The sequence below is a fragment of the Bacillus sp. FSL M7-1345 genome (assembly GCF_038006985.1).
Lineage (GTDB): Bacteria > Bacillota > Bacilli > Bacillales > Bacillaceae_G > Bacillus_A > Bacillus_A cereus_U.
This window is the reverse complement of the sequence record NZ_JBBOWG010000001.1, coordinates 293,225-313,687: the sequence shown is the minus strand read 5'-3', so window position 1 is coordinate 313,687 and position 20,463 is coordinate 293,225. Positions and strand designations below refer to the sequence as shown.

Below are 20,463 nucleotides of genomic sequence, written 5' to 3'. Positions count from 1 at the left end.
CTGGTTGTATGTTAGTTAACAGTTGGTTTTTTCACAGACTGAACAATTTGATTCACTGTATTTACGTATAATTTATGTTCAACTTGTTGAATTTTCTTTTGTAAGCTTTCTCTCGTATCTCCTTCAGAAACAACTACTGCTTCTTGCGCAATAATTGGACCTGTATCCATACCTGCATCTACATAATGAATCGTTACTCCAGTTACTTTCACACCTGCTTCTAACGCTTGACCAACAGCATCTTTACCTGGAAAGCTCGGTAATAGTGATGGATGAATATTAATAATTTTCCCGCCGTATGCTGCTAGTAAAGTCGGTCCAATTAAACGCATATATCCAGCTAAAATAACATAATCAATTTCATACTCTTCTAGCTTCTTTAATATCTCTCTTTCAAATGCTTCTTTTGACTCATATGCTTTCGCTAAAAAGGTGAAACACGGAATATGGTGATAATGTGCCCGTCCAATAGCGCGTGCCTCTGGTTTATCACATACTAATAAACTAATATCTGCATCCAATCTTTTTTCTTCTACCGCATTAATAAGAGATTGAAAGTTAGAGCCGCTCCCAGAAGCAAAAACTGCTAATCTACTCATACTTCTGTTCCCTCAATAAAGGTAACACCAGATCCTTGTACAGTGTGTCCAATAATATGAGCTTTCTCGCCTTGTTCCTCAAGAAGACGAACAATATCTTTTGCCTCTTCTTCCTTTACTGCTACTACCATACCAATACCCATGTTAAAAATATTGAACATTTCTTTCTCTTCTAGTTTTCCAACCTCTTGAAGTAAACTAAAAATCGGTTGAACTTGCCAAGATCCTAATTCAATTTCCGCACCGATTCCTTCTGGCAACATACGTGGAATATTTTCAATGAATCCACCACCTGTAATATGTGCCATACCGTATACTTCATGTTTTTTCAATAGTTCTAAAATAGGTTTGACATAAATTTTCGTTGGTTTTAATAATTCTTCACCAAGAGGTAGTTCTAAGCGTCCGTAAATACGATCTAAAGATAGTTCTCCATCTTCTAGTAGTACTTTTCTTACTAAAGAATAACCGTTACTATGAATGCCGCTAGATGCTAAGCCAATTAATACGTGACCAGCTTCAATTTTTTCACCTGTTACAATTTTCTTTTTATCAACAATTCCAACTGTAAAACCAGCTAAATCGTATTCTTCCGTAGAATACATTCCTGGCATTTCAGCTGTTTCTCCACCAATTAATGCACAACCAGCTTGGCGACAGCCCTCTGATATACCTTTGACGATGTTTTCAATTTTACTAGGTTCAGCTTTACCACAAGCAATATAATCAAGGAAGAAAAGCGGCTCTGCTCCTTGGACAACAATATCATTTACACACATTGCTACTGCATCAATACCAATTGTGTCATGTTTATCTGCCATAAAAGCGAGCATCAATTTCGTTCCCACGCCATCTGTTCCAGATACTAATACAGGTTCTTCTAATGCAAATTTTGATAGATCAAACATACCTCCAAAACCGCCTAAACCGCCTAGCACTTCTTTTCTCATTGTTGTTTGTACGTGTTTTTTCATGCGAGATACCGCTTCATATCCAGCTTCAATATCTACTCCTGCTTGCTTATATGCATTCGCCATCGTTTTTTACACCTCGTCTTTTAATTTCTCCCCATCCAGGGCGGCCGTTTTAAGAAAGAAGCTAGCTTCTACATCAAAAGAAGTAGAAGCTTTTTTCTTCTTATTTCATACTTTCTAAAAGCTCTTGCTCATAATCATAAAGAGCTGTTGGATAGTCTCCATTGAAGTAAGCCATACATAGACCACCGTATTTCCCTTCATATGGGCGTCCAATTGCATCTACTAATCCATCTTCACTTAAAAATGTTAAAGAATCTGCTCCGATGATTTGACGGATTTCTTCTATTGAATTATTTGCCGCGATTAATTCTTTTCTCGTTTGAATATCAATGCCATAGAAGCATGGATACTTAAGAGGTGGTGAAGCAATTCTTACATGGACTTCTGTCGCTCCAGCCTCGCGAAGCATGCGAACAATTCGTTTACTTGTCGTTCCTCTTACGATAGAATCGTCAATCATAACAACTCGTTTTCCTTCAACTACACCTCTTACTGCTGAGAGCTTCATCTTAACCCCTTGCTCACGCAGTTCTTGAGAAGGTTGAATAAACGTACGTCCAACGTAACGATTTTTAATTAATCCTAACTCATACGGAATTCCTGTCGCCTCCGCATAACCAATTGCTGCTGAAATACTAGAGTCTGGTACACCAGTAACAACATCAGCTTCAATAGGAGCTTCCGCCGCTAAACGTTTCCCCATGTTTTTGCGTGCTGCATGAACATTAATACCAGCGATATTAGAATCTGGACGTGCAAAGTAAATGTATTCCATACTGCAAATCGCATGGTCTACTTCATTTGTAAAACGATCTACGTGAATTCCTTCATCATTGATAATAAGCAATTCACCAGGTTCTACATCACGAATGTATGTTGCACCAACCACATCGAAAGCACATGTTTCCGATGCTACAACGTAAGCATCCCCCATCTTTCCAATTGAAAGAGGACGGAATCCATTTGGATCTAGCGCAACGATCATTTCATTTCCAGTTAGTAAAAGATATGCAAACGCACCTTTCACTTTATTTAGAGCCTCTTTTACACTATCAATTAAAGAATCTTTTGTACTACGTTTAATGAGGTGTAAAAGTACTTCTGTATCTGAACTTGTTTGAAAAATACTTCCCTCTGCCTCTAATTCACGACGAAGCATTTTTGCGTTAATTAAATTTCCGTTATGAGCTAACGCCATGCTATGATCAGAAAAACGGAATAATAATGGTTGAACGTTAGCAACTTCACTTCCACCAGCTGTTGCATATCGTACGTGTCCAATTGCTGATTTTCCGTTTAATCCCTCTAGCTCACCTCTTGAAAACACTTCTGATATTAAACCTAACCCCTTGTGACCGATGATTTTTTCCCCATTATTTACAACAATGCCTGCGCCTTCTTGCCCACGGTGCTGCAAACTGTGCAATCCGTAGTACGAAACTTGTGCTGCATTTTCATGCCCCCAAATTCCGAAAACGCCACATTCTTCATTTAACCCCTTTATTTCAGTAAGCATGGGATTGCCCCTTTCCAAGCCTTTCTCATTTCATCTACATTTGCTGTAAGTAATACTTCATTTTCTTCATTATGAATTGTTACTTCATTTGTATTTGTAACTTCTCCAACTTGAATTGCTTCAACCGCTTTCTCAAATGCTTCTTTATTTTCACGTTTTACAGTTATAACAAAGCGAGATTGTGATTCTGCAAATAATACTGCTGTTGCTTCCCCATCTAATTTCACAGTAGCACCTAAACCGTTAGCACCAATTGCACTTTCAGTAATTGCAACTGCTAAACCACCTTCTGCAACATCATGTGCAGATTGAACAAGTCCAGCTTGAATTGCTGCTAGTAATTGTTTTTGGCGTTTTAATTCTACATCTAGATCGATGCTTGGTGATTGACCGAAAATTTTCCCGTAGATCATTTTCTGTAATTCACTTCCGCCAAACTCAGCTTTCGTCTCTCCAATTACATAAACTAAATCGCCAGCTTGTTTAAATTCTTGTGTTGTTACGTGTTTTAAATCGTGTACAAGTCCAACCATCCCAACAGTTGGTGTTGGATATACAGCTTCACCACTACGCTCGTTATACATTGATACATTCCCGCCGATAACTGGCGTTTGTAACTTGCGGCAAGCTTCACTCATACCGTCTACTGATTTCTCAATTTGCCAGAAGATCTCTGGTTTTTCTGGGTTACCGAAGTTTAAGCAATCTGTAATTGCAAGTGGCTCCCCGCCAGAACATACGATATTACGTGCCGCCTCTGCTACTGCAATTTTACCGCCCATTTCTGGATCTAGATAAATGTAGCGAGAGTTACAATCTGTCGTCATTGCTAATCCTTTTTCTGTACCGCGTACACGTACAACCGCTGCATCTGAACCTGGTGTAACAACTGTGCTTGTGCGCACTTGATAATCATATTGATCATATACCCATTCTTTACTTGCAATCGTTGGTTGTTGTAATAGAGATAATAACGTTTCTTTATAATCCTCTACTTGCGGTGTTTCCATTTTCATCTGCTGGAACTCAGCAAAGTATGCTGCTTCCTTTGACGGTTTATAATAAATTGGTGCTTCTTCTGCAAGAGCATCCGCCGGTACTTCAGCTACCATTACATCTTTATGGAATAAGCGAAGCATTTTATCTTCCGTTACTTTCCCCATCGTAACTGCTGCAAGACCATACTTCTCAAATAAATCTACTATTTCTTGCTCTCTACCTTTTTTCACAACGATTAACATACGCTCTTGTGATTCAGATAACATCATTTCATATGGAGTCATTCCTGTTTCACGCTGCGGTACATCATCTAAGTACATTTCAATACCCATACCTGCTTTACTTGCCATTTCTGCAGAAGATGATGTTAAACCAGCAGCTCCCATATCTTGAATTCCAACAAGTGCATCAGACTGAATAAGTTCTAAACATGCTTCAATAAGAAGTTTCTCCATAAATGGATCCCCTACTTGAACCGCCGGACGCTTCGCTTCTGAGCTTTCAGATAGCTCTTCAGATGCGAACGTTGCACCGTGAATACCATCACGACCAGTTGATGCTCCTACGTACATTACTGTATTACCAGCACCATGCGCTTGCCCTTTTTTTATATCTTCATGATTAATTAAGCCTACACACATTGCATTTACAAGTGGATTTCCTTCATAGCATGGATCAAACTGTACTTCTCCACCAACAGTAGGAATCCCGATGCAGTTACCGTATCCTGCGATTCCTGCTACTACTTCTTCGAATAAATATTTCACACGTGGTGATTGTAATTCACCGAAACGAAGTGAGTTTAATAGAGCTACCGGACGTGCGCCCATAGAGAATACATCGCGAATAATACCGCCGACACCTGTTGCCGCCCCTTGATATGGCTCAATTGCAGAAGGATGGTTATGACTTTCCATTTTAAATACAACCGCTTGATTATCACCGATATCTACAATTCCAGCGCCTTCTCCAGGTCCTTGTAAGACACGCTCACCTGTCGTTGGAAACTTACGAAGAACTGGCTTTGAATTTTTATAACTACAATGTTCAGACCACATAACAGAGAATAGTCCCGTTTCTGTATAATTCGGCAAACGGCCTAAAATCTTTTCAACCATGGCAAACTCTTCGTCTGTTAGCCCCATTTCCGCATATATACGCTCTTCTTTAATTTGTGTTGGATTTGGCTCAAGCATTAACGACATATGTTTCCCTCCACTGTTTTAAGATAGATTGAAAGACTTTTAAACCTTCAGCACCGCCAAGCAATTCATCTACAGCACGCTCTGGATGTGGCATCATGCCAAGGACATTCCCTTTTTCATTTACAATACCTGCAATATCTGAAACGCTTCCATTCGGATTTTCTACGTAACGGAATGCGATTTGATTATTCTCTTCTAATTGTTTAAGGGTCGCTTCATCACAATAGTAATTCCCTTCACCATGTGCAATTGGAATATTAATTACTTCATCTTTTTCATATTGTGATGTAAACATCGTTTCATTATTTTCAACACGTAACTGCACAGTTCGGCACATGAATTTTAAGTTTTCGTTTCTCATTAATGCTCCTGGTAGTAATCCTGATTCAACAAGAATCTGGAATCCATTACATACACCTAAAATCGGCTTTCCTTGCTCAGCAGCTTTTTGCACTGCTTTCATTGCATTAGCAAAGCGAGAAATAGCACCACAGCGTAAGTAGTCACCGTAAGAGAATCCACCTGGTAAGAGAATCGCATCATACTCATCTAAGTTCTCTGTATCATGCCAAACGTAATCTACTTCTTCGCCAAGCTCATCTTTAATTGCATGAAACATATCAACATCACAGTTCGAACCTGGAAATACTATTACGGCAAATTTCACTGTGCGACAACCTCCTCAACTTCATAACGGTAGTCTTCCATTACAACGTTTGCTAATAGTTTTTCGCACATTTCTTTTACCTTGCTATCCAAATCAGATACTGATTTATCAATTGTTAATTCCATATACTTTCCGATTCGAACGTCTTGTACTTCTGTAAATGAAAGACTATGAAGTGCTCCCTTTACCGCAGTTCCTTGTGGATCTAATACACTTTCTCTTAACGTTATATATACCTTAACTTTATACATGTGAAGCTCCCCCTAAACGTTTTAAAATTTCTTCATATGCTTCTGTTAAATTCCCAAGATCACGACGGAATACATCTTTATCAAATTTTTCATTGCTCGTTTCATCCCATAAACGGCAAGTATCTGGTGAAATTTCATCTGCTAATATGATTTCCCCTTCTTCTGTTACGCCAAACTCTAATTTGAAATCTACTAATCTTACACGACAGCTTGCGAAATGCTCAATCAACACTTGATTGATTTGTAGAGCTGCATCTCGTAATACGCTTACTTGCTCTGGTGTTGCAACATTTAACAAACGAATATGATCTTCCGTTACAAGTGGATCTCCTAAATCATCATCTTTGTAGTAAAATTCTACGATTGGTGCTGTAAGAGCAGTTCCTTCTTCCATTCCTAGTCTTTTTGAAAGACTACCTGCAATTACGTTTCTTGTGACAACTTCTAATGGAATAATACTCACCTTTTTGACAAGTTGTTCTGTATCAGATAACTTCTCTACAAAATGTGTTTTAATTCCAACTTCTTGTAACTTTCTGAACAATAAAGTTGTAATCTCATTGTTCAAACGACCTTTTCCTGTAATTGTCGCTTTTTTCTCCCCATTGAAAGCAGTCGCACTATCTTTGTACTCTACCCAAACCATATCTGCTGCTTCTGTACGATAAATTCTTTTTGCCTTACCTTCATACAGCAATTCTAGCTTTTGCATTTCGCAAGCCCCCTGTAGTTTGAAAAATGTGAATAATATTTTTATAAAGAATGGCACAGAATGACTCTATTCTGTGCCATATGAAATTTTACGCTTCGTTTAATCCAAGGCGTTCAAAGATTGTATCAACGTGTTGCATATGATGTTCATAATTGAAACATTCGTTAATTTCTTCTTGCGTTAACTTACTTGTAATACGCTCGTCAGCTTCTACAAGCTCTTTAAATTGTACTTGTGTTTCCCAAGCTTCCATTGCTTTAGGCTGTACGATATCATAAGCTTCTTCACGTACCAGACCTTTGTCAATTAGTGTAAGCATTACGCGCTGAGAGTAAATTAAGCCGTATGTTCTTGTCATATTGCGTTTCATATTCTCTGGGAATACAGTTAAGTTTTTAACGATATTACCAAAGCGATTTAACATGTAATTTAACGCGATTGTAGCATCTGGTAAAATTACGCGTTCTGCAGAAGAGTGAGAGATATCACGCTCATGCCATAACGGAACATTCTCGTAGGCTGTCATCATATAACCGCGGATAACACGAGCTAAACCAGTCATATTTTCAGATCCAATTGGATTACGTTTATGCGGCATTGCAGAAGAACCTTTTTGACCTTTTGCGAAAGCCTCTTCAACTTCACGTGTTTCACTCTTTTGTAAACCACGAATCTCAACTGCCATCTTTTCAACAGATGTTGCGATTAGTGCAAGTGTTGACATGTAATGTGCATGACGATCACGTTGCAATGTTTGTGTTGAAATTGGTGCTGCTTCTAATCCTAAGTTTTCACAAACATACTTTTCTACGAATGGATCAATATTTGCATATGTACCAACCGCACCAGATAATTTACCAACGCGAACTGTATCAGCAGCTTGTTTGAAACGCTCTACGTTACGTTTCATTTCTTCATACCAAAGACCAAGTTTTAAACCAAATGTTGTTGGCTCTGCATGTACACCGTGTGTTCTTCCCATCATAATCGTGTATTTATGCTCTTTCGCTTTATTAGCTAAAATGCTAACAAAGTTTTCTAAGTCTTTTAACAAGATTTCATTTGCTTGTTTTAAGATATAAGATAAAGCTGTATCTACTACGTCTGTAGATGTTAAACCGTAATGAACCCATTTACGTTCTTCACCTAATGTTGGTGTTTCTGATACAGCACGAGTGAAAGCAACTACGTCATGACGTGTTTCTTTTTCAATTTCATAAATACGATCAATATCAAATGATGCATGTTCACGAATTTTTTTCACATCTTCTTTTGGAATATCGCCAAGCTCAGCCCATGCTTCACACGCTAAAATCTCAACTTCTAACCACGCTTTAAATTTGTTCTCTTCCGTCCAAATCGCACCCATTTCAGGGCGTGTATAACGATTAATCATCTTTTTCCCTCCAACAGTTGTTCTTGATGGTCCCAAATATGCAAACTCTTCGCTTTTTCTAGAGCGACTTCAATATTATCATTTAAAATATTAACATGCCCCATTTTTCGCTGTGCTTTTGCTTCTTCTTTTCCATACAAGTGTAAATAGCACCCGGTTAATCTATTCACTTGTCCTAGGACCCCTTCTATATGTTCGCCTAAAATGTTAATCATGACAACTGGTTTTAACAAATTTGTTTCTCCAAGAGGTAAATTACAGATTGCTCGAATATGTTGACCAAATTGACTCGTTTCACATGCATCAAGCGTATAATGCCCTGAGTTGTGAGGTCTTGGTGCTAATTCATTAATGTAAATCTCACCGTCAGCTGTAGCAAACATCTCTACCGCTAGTGTTCCCACAAGTTTTAATTCATCCGCAAGTACTTTTGCATAAGTAATTGCTTTTTGAGAAAGTTCTTCTGTAATGCGAGCTGGAACGATAGATTCATGTAAGATGTTATTCACATGAATATTTTCTGCTACGGGAAATACTTTCGTTTCACCACTTACACTACGAGTTACAATAACTGATATTTCTTTTTCAAAAGGTACCCATTTTTCAAGAATGCATTCTGCTTTATTAGTAAGCTCTTTTGCTCTCACAACATCAGCTTCACTCTTTAAAACCACTTGCCCTTTACCATCGTATCCACCTGTCGTTGTTTTTAAGACAGAAGGGAAAGATAACTCTTTAATTGCTTCTGTAAGTTGATCTTGATTTTGAACCAATCTATACGATGCTACCGGTAACCCCGCTTTTTCAATTGCATTCTTTTCAGTAAAACGATTTTGCGTTTTATTTAATAATTGACTACCTTGTGGTAAATACGCATGTTTCTCAAGCCATTGTAAACATCTATAATCAATATTCTCAAATTCATATGTGACAACGTCGCTTATCTCTGCTAAATGCTGAATTGCTTTTAGATCGTCATAAGATGCAACAATCTCAATATCAGCAACTTGTGCACATGGTGAATGCTTTGTAGGATCTAAAACAGCAATTTTATAACCCATCTCCTTAGCTGCCAGTGCCATCATTCTTCCAAGCTGGCCGCCTCCAATAATGCCGATTGTTTTTCCAGGTAAGATGATTCTCGTCATACTAGCTCACTACCTTCACGCACAGTTTTCTCAATAGCCTCTCGTCTCAACTCTAATGCATCATGTATGTCATCATGAAATGATCCAAGTATTTGTGCAGCAAGCAATCCAGCATTTGTTGAACCAGCCTTACCAATTGCAACAGTTGCAACTGGAACCCCTCCTGGCATTTGGACAATGGATAATAACGAATCTAGGCCGTTTAACGCTTTTGATTGAACTGGGACACCGATTACAGGAAGATTTGTCTTCGCTGCAACCATTCCTGGTAAATGTGCTGCTCCACCAGCTCCAGCAATAATAACTTTTAATCCACGTTCACGAGCTGTTTCTGCATATTCAAACATATAATCCGGAGTCCGATGAGCGGATACAACTTTTTTCTCATACGGTATATTTAATTCATCTAAAATGTCACAAGCATATTTCATTGTTTCCCAGTCTGACGTGCTTCCCATTATGACTCCAACTAGTGATTTCATATTAGAATCCCCCCGATTCAAATAAAAAAAGCCTGAAATAGAACAGTTTCTCTTTTACTATGAGAGAAAGCGCTCTACTCAGGCATACGTATCCCTTGTGAATAGAAAAATACCGAGTGACTTTCCCTCATAGTCTAACGAATAACGGTCGTTAGGTAGAGACTTGCAGGCCATATCCCCGCGATTATATGAGGTCTTATATATTATTGTTTCTATGGCTATATTAACAATATTTCATAAACAATGTCAATAAATAATCGAATGTTTTTTTATTAGTCATCGATAACGTTCGTGTTTTAGTTATATTCAAAAGAAGAATTGCAACTATATACAAGAAGGAAGGGAAATTAGAATATATATTTCTAGAGATCTATTTTACGTATAACTGTTTATATGGTACTTCAGTATGTTTTAATTAAAATATATACACTCTTGTATTCTATACATCAATAGAACTTATATTATAACGATTTAATTTCTAATGAGGAATAACCGTGAAAAAAATAACTGTGTTATTACCCTATTTATTTTTCTCCATCGCAGTAATTGCTGTAATTATTGAATACTTATTTATATCATCCCATTTTTTCTACTCTCATTATTTAAAATATACACTTATGATAGAAATAATCTTTCCTATCTTAGGGATTATTTTAGGAGCATTCGGAAAATCAGGAGTACAAAAAATCATTGCCATTATTTTAAACAGCCTCTATTTCATTCTTTTTTCTTCTTTAGCGTTATTAAATTTATGGATTTTAACATTTGGTAAATAAAAATAAACACAAAAAAACCTAAGTCGAAACGACTTAGGTTTTTGCTTGGCGACGTCCTACTCTCACAGGGACAAGGTCCCAACTACCATCGGCGCTAGAGAGCTTAACTTCCGTGTTCGGTATGGGAACGGGTGTGACCTCTCTGCCATCATCACCAAACTATTGAAGGTATATTCCTTCAAAACTAGATAACATTTGCTTCATATTATATGGTTAAGTCCTCGATCTATTAGTATTCGTCAGCTCCACATGTCACCATGCTTCCACCTCGAACCTATCAACCTGATCATCTTTCAGGGATCTTACTAGCTTACGCTATGGGAAATCTCATCTTGAGGGGGGCTTCATGCTTAGATGCTTTCAGCACTTATCCCTTCCGCACATAGCTACCCAGCTATGCCCTTGGCAGAACAACTGGTACACCAGCGGTGCGTCCATCCCGGTCCTCTCGTACTAAGGACAGCTCCTCTCAAATTTCCTGCGCCCACGACGGATAGGGACCGAACTGTCTCACGACGTTCTGAACCCAGCTCGCGTACCGCTTTAATGGGCGAACAGCCCAACCCTTGGGACCGACTACAGCCCCAGGATGCGATGAGCCGACATCGAGGTGCCAAACCTCCCCGTCGATGTGGACTCTTGGGGGAGATAAGCCTGTTATCCCCGGGGTAGCTTTTATCCGTTGAGCGATGGCCCTTCCATGCGGAACCACCGGATCACTAAGCCCGACTTTCGTCCCTGCTCGACTTGTAGGTCTCGCAGTCAAGCTCCCTTATGCCTTTGCACTCTACGAATGATTTCCAACCATTCTGAGGGAACCTTTGGGCGCCTCCGTTACACTTTAGGAGGCGACCGCCCCAGTCAAACTGCCCACCTGACACTGTCTCCCGGGTCGATAAGACCCGTAGGTTAGAATTTCAATACAGTCAGGGCGGTATCCCACCAGCGCCTCCACCGAAGCTAGCGCTCCGGTTTCAATGGCTCCCGCCTATCCTGTACAAACTGTACCAAAATTCAATATCAGGCTACAGTAAAGCTCCACGGGGTCTTTCCGTCCTGTCGCGGGTAACCTGCATCTTCACAGGTACTATAATTTCACCGAGTCTCTGGTTGAGACAGTGCCCAAATCGTTACACCTTTCGTGCGGGTCGGAACTTACCCGACAAGGAATTTCGCTACCTTAGGACCGTTATAGTTACGGCCGCCGTTTACTGGGGCTTCAGTTCAGAGCTTCGCTTACGCTAACCCCTCTCCTTAACCTTCCAGCACCGGGCAGGTGTCAGCCCCTATACTTCGCCTTACGGCTTCGCAGAGACCTGTGTTTTTGCTAAACAGTCGCTTGGGCCTATTCACTGCGGCTTTCCGTTAAGAAAGCACCCCTTCTCCCGAAGTTACGGGGTCATTTTGCCGAGTTCCTTAACCAGAGTTCTCTCGCACACCTTAGGATTCTCTCCTCGCCTACCTGTGTCGGTTTGCGGTACAGGCACCTTTTATCTCGCTAGAAGCTTTTCTTGGCAGCGGGGAATCAAAGACTTCGCTCCATAAGGAGCTTCCCCATCACAGCTCAGCCTTCACGATAAGCGGATTTGCCTACTTATCAGCCTAACTGCTTGGACGTGCACAACCAATCGCACGCTTCTTCTATCCTTCTGCGTCCCTCCATTGCTCAAACGATAAAGAGGTGGTACAGGAATATCAACCTGTTGTCCATCGCCTACGCCTGTCGGCCTCGGCTTAGGTCCTGACTAACCCTGAGCGGACGAGCCTTCCTCAGGAAACCTTAGGCATTCGGTGGACGGGATTCTCACCCGTCTTTCGCTACTCATACCGGCATTCTCACTTCTAAGCGCTCCACCAGTCCTTCCGGTCTGACTTCACTGCACTTAGAACGCTCCCCTACCACTGATACCATTGGTATCAATTCGCAGCTTCGGTGGTGTATTTAGCCCCGGTACATTTTCGGCGCAGAGTCACTCGACTAGTGAGCTATTACGCACTCTTTAAATGGTGGCTGCTTCTGAGCCAACATCCTAGTTGTCTAAGCAACTCCACATCCTTTTCCACTTAATACACACTTTGGGACCTTAGCTGGCGATCTGGGCTGTTTCCCTCTTGACTACGGATCTTATCACTCGCAGTCTGACTCCTAAGGATAAGTCATTGGCATTCGGAGTTTGACTGAATTCGGTAATCCGATGAGGACCCCTAGTTCAATCAGTGCTCTACCTCCAAGACTCTTACACTTAAGGCTAGCCCTAAAGCTATTTCGGGGAGAACCAGCTATCTCCAGGTTCGATTGGAATTTCTCCGCTACCCACACCTCATCCCCGCACTTTTCAACGTGCGTGGGTTCGGGCCTCCATTCAGTGTTACCTGAACTTCACCCTGGACATGGGTAGATCACCTGGTTTCGGGTCTACGACCACGTACTAAACGCCCTATTCAGACTCGCTTTCGCTGCGGCTCCGCCTCTTCAGCTTAACCTTGCACGGGATCGTAACTCGCCGGTTCATTCTACAAAAGGCACGCCATCACCCATTAACGGGCTCTGACTATTTGTAGGCACACGGTTTCAGGATCTCTTTCACTCCCCTTCCGGGGTGCTTTTCACCTTTCCCTCACGGTACTGGTTCACTATCGATCACTAGGGAGTATTTAGCCTTGGGAGATGGTCCTCCCAGATTCCGACGGAATTTCACGTGTTCCGCCGTACTCAGGATACATTCAAGAGAGAACGAAGTTTCGACTACGGGGTTGTTACCCTCTGTGACGGACCTTTCCAGGTCGCTTCGTCTACCTCGTTCCTTTGTAACTCCGTATAGAATGTCCTACAACCCCAAGAGGCAAGCCTCTTGGTTTGGGCTAGATTCCGTTTCGCTCGCCGCTACTCAGGAAATCGCATTTGCTTTCTCTTCCTCCAGGTACTTAGATGTTTCAGTTCCCTGGGTCTGTCTTCCATACCCTATGTATTCAGGTAAGGATACCATACCATTACGTATAGTGGGTTTCCCCATTCGGAAATCTTCGGATCAAAGCTTACTTACAGCTCCCCGAAGCATATCGGCGTTAGTCCCGTCCTTCATCGACTCCTAGTGTCAAGGCATCCACCGTGCGCCCTTTCTAACTTAACCAAAATAAAATTAAAAAAATATGAGCTACACTGTTATCTAGTTTTCAAAGAACATACATTTAAACTTGAGAGATAGTTCTCTCAAAACTGAACGAAACAAAACAAGTCAACGTTTATTGATGAACTGCGTTCATCAATTCTCCATAGAAAGGAGGTGATCCAGCCGCACCTTCCGATACGGCTACCTTGTTACGACTTCACCCCAATCATCTGTCCCACCTTAGGCGGCTGGCTCCATAAAGGTTACCCCACCGACTTCGGGTGTTACAAACTCTCGTGGTGTGACGGGCGGTGTGTACAAGGCCCGGGAACGTATTCACCGCGGCATGCTGATCCGCGATTACTAGCGATTCCAGCTTCATGTAGGCGAGTTGCAGCCTACAATCCGAACTGAGAACGGTTTTATGAGATTAGCTCCACCTCGCGGTCTTGCAGCTCTTTGTACCGTCCATTGTAGCACGTGTGTAGCCCAGGTCATAAGGGGCATGATGATTTGACGTCATCCCCACCTTCCTCCGGTTTGTCACCGGCAGTCACCTTAGAGTGCCCAACTTAATGATGGCAACTAAGATCAAGGGTTGCGCTCGTTGCGGGACTTAACCCAACATCTCACGACACGAGCTGACGACAACCATGCACCACCTGTCACTCTGCTCCCGAAGGAGAAGCTCTATCTCTAGAGTTTTCAGAGGATGTCAAGACCTGGTAAGGTTCTTCGCGTTGCTTCGAATTAAACCACATGCTCCACCGCTTGTGCGGGCCCCCGTCAATTCCTTTGAGTTTCAGCCTTGCGGCCGTACTCCCCAGGCGGAGTGCTTAATGCGTTAACTTCAGCACTAAAGGGCGGAAACCCTCTAACACTTAGCACTCATCGTTTACGGCGTGGACTACCAGGGTATCTAATCCTGTTTGCTCCCCACGCTTTCGCGCCTCAGTGTCAGTTACAGACCAGAAAGTCGCCTTCGCCACTGGTGTTCCTCCATATCTCTACGCATTTCACCGCTACACATGGAATTCCACTTTCCTCTTCTGCACTCAAGTCTCCCAGTTTCCAATGACCCTCCACGGTTGAGCCGTGGGCTTTCACATCAGACTTAAGAAACCACCTGCGCGCGCTTTACGCCCAATAATTCCGGATAACGCTTGCCACCTACGTATTACCGCGGCTGCTGGCACGTAGTTAGCCGTGGCTTTCTGGTTAGGTACCGTCAAGGTGCCAGCTTATTCAACTAGCACTTGTTCTTCCCTAACAACAGAGTTTTACGACCCGAAAGCCTTCATCACTCACGCGGCGTTGCTCCGTCAGACTTTCGTCCATTGCGGAAGATTCCCTACTGCTGCCTCCCGTAGGAGTCTGGGCCGTGTCTCAGTCCCAGTGTGGCCGATCACCCTCTCAGGTCGGCTACGCATCGTTGCCTTGGTGAGCCGTTACCTCACCAACTAGCTAATGCGACGCGGGTCCATCCATAAGTGACAGCCGAAGCCGCCTTTCAATTTCGAACTATGCAGTTCAAAATATTATCCGGTATTAGCCCCGGTTTCCCGGAGTTATCCCAGTCTTATGGGTAGGTTACCCACGTGTTACTCACCCGTCCGCCGCTAACTTCATAAGAGCAAGCTCTTAATCCATTCGCTCGACTTGCATGTATTAGGCACGCCGCCAGCGTTCATCCTGAGCCAGGATCAAACTCTCCAATAAAGTTAGTTTGTCTAGCATCTAAAAATAAAAATTGACGTTTACGTTGTTTGTTTCGTTCAGTTTTCAAAGAACTTGTTTGTCGCTCATTTGCGACTCCCTTATGTTAACATTTTCATACTTCAATGTCAACCAAGTTTTTTTATTTCTTTTGTCGCTTTCTGCGTTGTTGCTATCGGCGACTTGTTCTATACTACACCACTATACGCTAATCGTCAACACCTTTTATTCAATTAATAATAAAAAAATTCCCAAAGGTATTTTCTATATTTATTTCAGTTATCCTATTTCTCTATTTCAATGAAAATAATAAAAAAGGACATCCCATTACATACAAGACGTCCTTTTAATTACACATTATATACATGCACTCTTTAAACTATCGTCCTACTCATTCCTTGAGGCGGGACTTTTCTGTCGGGAAATGATAAATAGATCAATTAATTTACTTTTATCCGCCCATACCACTCCAAATAAAACTAAGCCGCCGCCTATTACTATTCTCCACGTTAAAGATTCATTTAATAGAACAATTGAAGCAACAATACTTATTAGCGGCAATGCATTTAAATATAATCCACTTACTGATGCTGTAACTCTCTCTAGTGCTTTATTCCAACACCAATATGCTAAAATTGTCGCTCCAATAACAAGATACATTACACTAAATCCAGTCTTCCAGGTTTCAATCTTCGGGAAACCGTAATAAAAAGTTTCTACCATTGCAAATGGTAATAAAATAACCGATCCAATAATTAAAGTTAATGTTGTAAAAACCTTGTTTGATAGATACTGTTCCTGTTTCGGCTGTTTTAACAATACTGTATAGAAAGCAAATAAGAAGGTGCTTAATAAAATAAGGATATCTCCTATTAAAGATACCTCTTGATCAGCATTGTTAGATGAAATTGTAATAAGAAGTACCCCTATAGCCCCCAATATAATACCGATCCAATAATTCGGCTGAATTTTCTCTTTCAAAAAGAACGCTGAAAAAAGAATTGTAACTAATGGCAATGCAGCATCAATGATACTAACATGTAATCCACTTGTTAAAGAAATCCCGTAGGATGTGAACATAAAATACCCAGCTACACCAGTAAAAGATAGCAAACTCATTCTTTTCCATGGAATATGTTTATGTACGATCGCTTTTTGAAGTTGGCCATATGAAAAAAGTATACAAATTCCACCCGCAAAGAAAAGACGAATAAATAACAAAGTAAATGGTTGAATAGATTCTAATGCCCATTTCGTTGGTGCAATTGCCGTCCCCCATAATATAACAGCCACTAATAACATGCATATTTCTTTCATAATCCCCCACACCCATCAAAAAATATATGTTAACTACCTTAATTATAGATTTTTTCTTAAGTAAAATCCTTTAAAACCATAAAAAGGTTATGTGAAAAATAGCCATCCAGCTCTTTTTCGCATAACCTTTTCATATTAGATCAAAAACATTATTGTTCACTCTACAACTAAATTAACATAAAAAGGTAATTCTTACCTTCAATTGATATTTAAACGTATTACTTTATAACCTTTTTATCACTTTAATATCCAAATTTCATTTTATACCGTTTCTATTTCATTATTTTTTCGTCTTTAACGTTATTAAACTTATGGATTTTAACATTTGGTAAATAAAAATAAACACAAAAAACCTAAGTCGAAACGACTTAGGTTTTTGCTTGGCGACGTCCTACTCTCACAGGGACAAGGTCCCAACTACCATCGGCGCTAGAGAGCTTAACTTCCGTGTTCGGTATGGGAACGGGTGTGACCTCTCTGCCATCATCACCAAACTATTGAAGGTATATTCCTTCAAAACTAGATAACATTTGCTTCATATTATATGGTTAAGTCCTCGATCTATTAGTATTCGTCAGCTCCACATGTCACCATGCTTCCACCTCGAACCTATCAACCTGATCATCTTTCAGGGATCTTACTAGCTTACGCTATGGGAAATCTCATCTTGAGGGGGGCTTCATGCTTAGATGCTTTCAGCACTTATCCCTTCCGCACATAGCTACCCAGCTATGCCCTTGGCAGAACAACTGGTACACCAGCGGTGCGTCCATCCCGGTCCTCTCGTACTAAGGACAGCTCCTCTCAAATTTCCTGCGCCCACGACGGATAGGGACCGAACTGTCTCACGACGTTCTGAACCCAGCTCGCGTACCGCTTTAATGGGCGAACAGCCCAACCCTTGGGACCGACTACAGCCCCAGGATGCGATGAGCCGACATCGAGGTGCCAAACCTCCCCGTCGATGTGGACTCTTGGGGGAGATAAGCCTGTTATCCCCGGGGTAGCTTTTATCCGTTGAGCGATGGCCCTTCCATGCGGAACCACCGGATCACTAAGCCCGACTTTCGTCCCTGCTCGACTTGTAGGTCTCGCAGTCAAGCTCCCTTATGCCTTTGCACTCTACGAATGATTTCCAACCATTCTGAGGGAACCTTTGGGCGCCTCCGTTACACTTTAGGAGGCGACCGCCCCAGTCAAACTGCCCACCTGACACTGTCTCCCGGGTCGATAAGACCCGTAGGTTAGAATTTCAATACAGTCAGGGCGGTATCCCACCAGCGCCTCCACCGAAGCTAGCGCTCCGGTTTCAATGGCTCCCGCCTATCCTGTACAAACTGTACCAAAATTCAATATCAGGCTACAGTAAAGCTCCACGGGGTCTTTCCGTCCTGTCGCGGGTAACCTGCATCTTCACAGGTACTATAATTTCACCGAGTCTCTGGTTGAGACAGTGCCCAAATCGTTACACCTTTCGTGCGGGTCGGAACTTACCCGACAAGGAATTTCGCTACCTTAGGACCGTTATAGTTACGGCCGCCGTTTACTGGGGCTTCAGTTCAGAGCTTCGCTTACGCTAACCCCTCTCCTTAACCTTCCAGCACCGGGCAGGTGTCAGCCCCTATACTTCGCCTTACGGCTTCGCAGAGACCTGTGTTTTTGCTAAACAGTCGCTTGGGCCTATTCACTGCGGCTTTCCGTTAAGAAAGCACCCCTTCTCCCGAAGTTACGGGGTCATTTTGCCGAGTTCCTTAACCAGAGTTCTCTCGCACACCTTAGGATTCTCTCCTCGCCTACCTGTGTCGGTTTGCGGTACAGGCACCTTTTATCTCGCTAGAAGCTTTTCTTGGCAGCGGGGAATCAAAGACTTCGCTCCATAAGGAGCTTCCCCATCACAGCTCAGCCTTCACGATAAGCGGATTTGCCTACTTATCAGCCTAACTGCTTGGACGTGCACAACCAATCGCACGCTTCTTCTATCCTTCTGCGTCCCTCCATTGCTCAAACGATAAAGAGGTGGTACAGGAATATCAACCTGTTGTCCATCGCCTACGCCTGTCGGCCTCGGCTTAGGTCCTGACTAACCCTGAGCGGACGAGCCTTCCTCAGGAAACCTTAGGCATTCGGTGGACGGGATTCTCACCCGTCTTTCGCTACTCATACCGGCATTCTCACTTCTAAGCGCTCCACCAGTCCTTCCGGTCTGACTTCACTGCACTTAGAACGCTCCCCTACCACTGATACCATTGGTATCAATTCGCAGCTTCGGTGGTGTATTTAGCCCCGGTACATTTTCGGCGCAGAGTCACTCGACTAGTGAGCTATTACGCACTCTTTAAATGGTGGCTGCTTCTGAGCCAACATCCTAGTTGTCTAAGCAACTCCACATCCTTTTCCACTTAATACACACTTTGGGACCTTAGCTGGCGATCTGGGCTGTTTCCCTCTTGACTACGGATCTTATCACTCGCAGTCTGACTCCTAAGGATAAGTCATTGGCATTCGGAGTTTGACTGAATTCGGTAATCCGATGAGGACCCCTAGTTCAATCAGTGCTCTACCTCCAAGACTCTTACACTTAAGGCTAGCCCTAAAGCTATTTCGGGGAGAACCAGCTATCTCCAGGTTCGATTGGAATTTCTCCGCTACCCACACCTCATCCCCGCACTTTTCAACGTGCGTGGGTTCGGGCCTCCATTCAGTGTTACCTGAACTTCACCCTGGACATGGGTAGATCACCTGGTTTCGGGTCTACGACCACGTACTAAACGCCCTATTCAGACTCGCTTTCGCTGCGGCTCCGCCTCTTCAGCTTAACCTTGCACGGGATCGTAACTCGCCGGTTCATTCTACAAAAGGCACGCCATCACCCATTAACGGGCTCTGACTATTTGTAGGCACACGGTTTCAGGATCTCTTTCACTCCCCTTCCGGGGTGCTTTTCACCTTTCCCTCACGGTACTGGTTCACTATCGATCACTAGGGAGTATTTAGCCTTGGGAGATGGTCCTCCCAGATTCCGACGGAATTTCACGTGTTCCGCCGTACTCAGGATACATTCAAGAGAGAACGAAGTTTCGACTACGGGGTTGTTACCCTCTGTGACGGACCTTTCCAGGTCGCTTCGTCTACCTCGTTCCTTTGTAACTCCGTATAGAATGTCCTACAACCCCAAGAGGCAAGCCTCTTGGTTTGGGCTAGATTCCGTTTCGCTCGCCGCTACTCAGGAAATCGCATTTGCTTTCTCTTCCTCCAGGTACTTAGATGTTTCAGTTCCCTGGGTCTGTCTTCCATACCCTATGTATTCAGGTAAGGATACCATACCATTACGTATAGTGGGTTTCCCCATTCGGAAATCTTCGGATCAAAGCTTACTTACAGCTCCCCGAAGCATATCGGCGTTAGTCCCGTCCTTCATCGACTCCTAGTGTCAAGGCATCCACCGTGCGCCCTTTCTAACTTAACCAAAATAAAATTAAAAAAATATGAGCTACACTGTTATCTAGTTTTCAAAGAACATACATTTAAACTT

The 20,463-nt window shown here is 42.4% G+C and carries 12 protein-coding genes, 5 rRNA genes and 1 riboswitch; of the genes, 1 reads left to right on the top strand and 16 read right to left on the bottom strand.

Annotated elements, in window-relative coordinates:
• Window positions 1-11: 11 nt before the first annotated feature.
• From purN to purE, 10 genes are all read right to left on the bottom strand, one after another.
• Entirely contained in the window at window positions 12-599 is a 588-nt protein-coding gene (gene purN, locus MHB76_RS01710; protein WP_016103383.1) for a phosphoribosylglycinamide formyltransferase, read from the bottom strand.
• Complete coding sequence (gene purM, locus MHB76_RS01705; RefSeq protein ID WP_002010019.1) at window positions 596-1,636, bottom strand: phosphoribosylformylglycinamidine cyclo-ligase; 1,041 nt, start codon at window positions 1,634-1,636, stop codon at window positions 596-598. The genes purN and purM overlap by 4 nt, the downstream gene beginning before the upstream one ends.
• Window positions 1,637-1,736: 100 nt before the next feature.
• Window positions 1,737-3,152: an amidophosphoribosyltransferase gene (gene purF, locus MHB76_RS01700; protein WP_002091359.1), complete on the bottom strand. Its 1,416-nt coding sequence runs from the start codon at window positions 3,150-3,152 to the stop codon at window positions 1,737-1,739.
• A complete protein-coding gene (gene purL / locus MHB76_RS01695; RefSeq protein WP_016103382.1) occupies window positions 3,137-5,356 on the bottom strand; it encodes a phosphoribosylformylglycinamidine synthase II in 2,220 nt (739 codons plus the stop codon). Before purL ends, purF begins: the two co-directional genes overlap by 16 nt.
• A complete protein-coding gene (gene purQ / locus MHB76_RS01690; RefSeq protein ID WP_002159503.1) occupies window positions 5,340-6,023 on the bottom strand; it encodes a phosphoribosylformylglycinamidine synthase subunit PurQ in 684 nt (227 codons plus the stop codon). The genes purL and purQ overlap by 17 nt, the downstream gene beginning before the upstream one ends.
• A complete protein-coding gene (gene purS / locus MHB76_RS01685) occupies window positions 6,020-6,274 on the bottom strand; it encodes a phosphoribosylformylglycinamidine synthase subunit PurS (protein WP_002159504.1) in 255 nt (84 codons plus the stop codon). Before purS ends, purQ begins: the two co-directional genes overlap by 4 nt.
• The gene (gene purC, locus MHB76_RS01680; RefSeq protein WP_002159505.1) at window positions 6,267-6,986 is read right to left on the bottom strand and encodes a phosphoribosylaminoimidazolesuccinocarboxamide synthase; all 720 of its coding nucleotides are present in this window, start codon (window positions 6,984-6,986) and stop codon (window positions 6,267-6,269) included. Before purC ends, purS begins: the two co-directional genes overlap by 8 nt.
• A gap of 88 nt (window positions 6,987-7,074) precedes the next feature.
• Window positions 7,075-8,382, bottom strand: a complete 1,308-nt coding sequence (gene purB / locus MHB76_RS01675) for an adenylosuccinate lyase (RefSeq protein ID WP_002091361.1) — start codon at window positions 8,380-8,382, stop codon at window positions 7,075-7,077.
• On the bottom strand, window positions 8,379-9,530 hold the full coding sequence (purK, locus tag MHB76_RS01670; RefSeq protein ID WP_078173561.1) for a 5-(carboxyamino)imidazole ribonucleotide synthase: 1,152 nt from the start codon (window positions 9,528-9,530) through the stop codon (window positions 8,379-8,381). Before purK ends, purB begins: the two co-directional genes overlap by 4 nt.
• Window positions 9,527-10,012, bottom strand: a complete 486-nt coding sequence (purE, locus tag MHB76_RS01665) for a 5-(carboxyamino)imidazole ribonucleotide mutase (protein ID WP_002010008.1) — start codon at window positions 10,010-10,012, stop codon at window positions 9,527-9,529. Before purE ends, purK begins: the two co-directional genes overlap by 4 nt.
• A gap of 110 nt (window positions 10,013-10,122) precedes the next feature.
• Window positions 10,123-10,224, bottom strand: a riboswitch (purine riboswitch).
• 282 nt (window positions 10,225-10,506) lie between these two features.
• On the opposite strand from purE, the gene MHB76_RS01660 reads away from it, so the two are divergent.
• Window positions 10,507-10,788 (top strand): hypothetical protein, encoded by a 282-nt coding sequence (locus tag MHB76_RS01660; protein ID WP_078173562.1) that lies wholly within the window; start codon window positions 10,507-10,509, stop codon window positions 10,786-10,788.
• Between the two features lie 43 nt (window positions 10,789-10,831).
• Here the strand turns inward: MHB76_RS01660 and rrf (MHB76_RS01655) are convergent.
• The 6 genes from rrf (MHB76_RS01655) to MHB76_RS01630 all read right to left on the bottom strand — a co-directional run bounded on the left by rrf (MHB76_RS01655) (window position 10,832) and on the right by MHB76_RS01630 (window position 20,397).
• Window positions 10,832-10,947, bottom strand: a 5S ribosomal RNA gene (gene rrf, locus MHB76_RS01655).
• A 50-nt stretch (window positions 10,948-10,997) separates the two neighbouring features.
• Window positions 10,998-13,919: ribosomal RNA gene (locus MHB76_RS01650) — 23S ribosomal RNA — on the bottom strand.
• A 146-nt stretch (window positions 13,920-14,065) separates the two neighbouring features.
• Window positions 14,066-15,617: ribosomal RNA gene (locus tag MHB76_RS01645) — 16S ribosomal RNA — on the bottom strand.
• Between the two features lie 384 nt (window positions 15,618-16,001).
• Window positions 16,002-16,931, bottom strand: coding sequence for a DMT family transporter (locus MHB76_RS01640; RefSeq protein WP_078175292.1), 930 nt, complete (start codon window positions 16,929-16,931; stop codon window positions 16,002-16,004).
• Between the two features lie 378 nt (window positions 16,932-17,309).
• A 5S ribosomal RNA gene (gene rrf, locus MHB76_RS01635) occupies window positions 17,310-17,425 on the bottom strand.
• 50 nt (window positions 17,426-17,475) lie between these two features.
• Window positions 17,476-20,397 (bottom strand): 23S ribosomal RNA (locus MHB76_RS01630).
• The 16S, 23S and 5S rRNA genes sit together here, the layout of an rRNA operon.
• Window positions 20,398-20,463: the final 66 nt, after the last annotated feature.

Coding starts and splice junctions, on each gene's coding strand:
- purN (WP_016103383.1), bottom strand. CDS start 599: ATGAGTAGATTAGCAGTTTTTGCTTCTGGGAGCGGCTCTAACTTTCAA.
- purM (WP_002010019.1), bottom strand. CDS start 1,636: ATGGCGAATGCATATAAGCAAGCAGGAGTAGATATTGAAGCTGGATAT.
- purF (WP_002091359.1), bottom strand. CDS start 3,152: ATGCTTACTGAAATAAAGGGGTTAAATGAAGAATGTGGCGTTTTCGGA.
- purL (WP_016103382.1), bottom strand. CDS start 5,356: ATGTCGTTAATGCTTGAGCCAAATCCAACACAAATTAAAGAAGAGCGT.
- purS (WP_002159504.1), bottom strand. CDS start 6,274: ATGTATAAAGTTAAGGTATATATAACGTTAAGAGAAAGTGTATTAGAT.
- purC (WP_002159505.1), bottom strand. CDS start 6,986: ATGCAAAAGCTAGAATTGCTGTATGAAGGTAAGGCAAAAAGAATTTAT.
- purB (WP_002091361.1), bottom strand. CDS start 8,382: ATGATTAATCGTTATACACGCCCTGAAATGGGTGCGATTTGGACGGAA.
- purK (WP_078173561.1), bottom strand. CDS start 9,530: ATGACGAGAATCATCTTACCTGGAAAAACAATCGGCATTATTGGAGGC.
- purE (WP_002010008.1), bottom strand. CDS start 10,012: ATGAAATCACTAGTTGGAGTCATAATGGGAAGCACGTCAGACTGGGAA.
- MHB76_RS01640 (WP_078175292.1), bottom strand. CDS start 16,931: ATGAAAGAAATATGCATGTTATTAGTGGCTGTTATATTATGGGGGACG.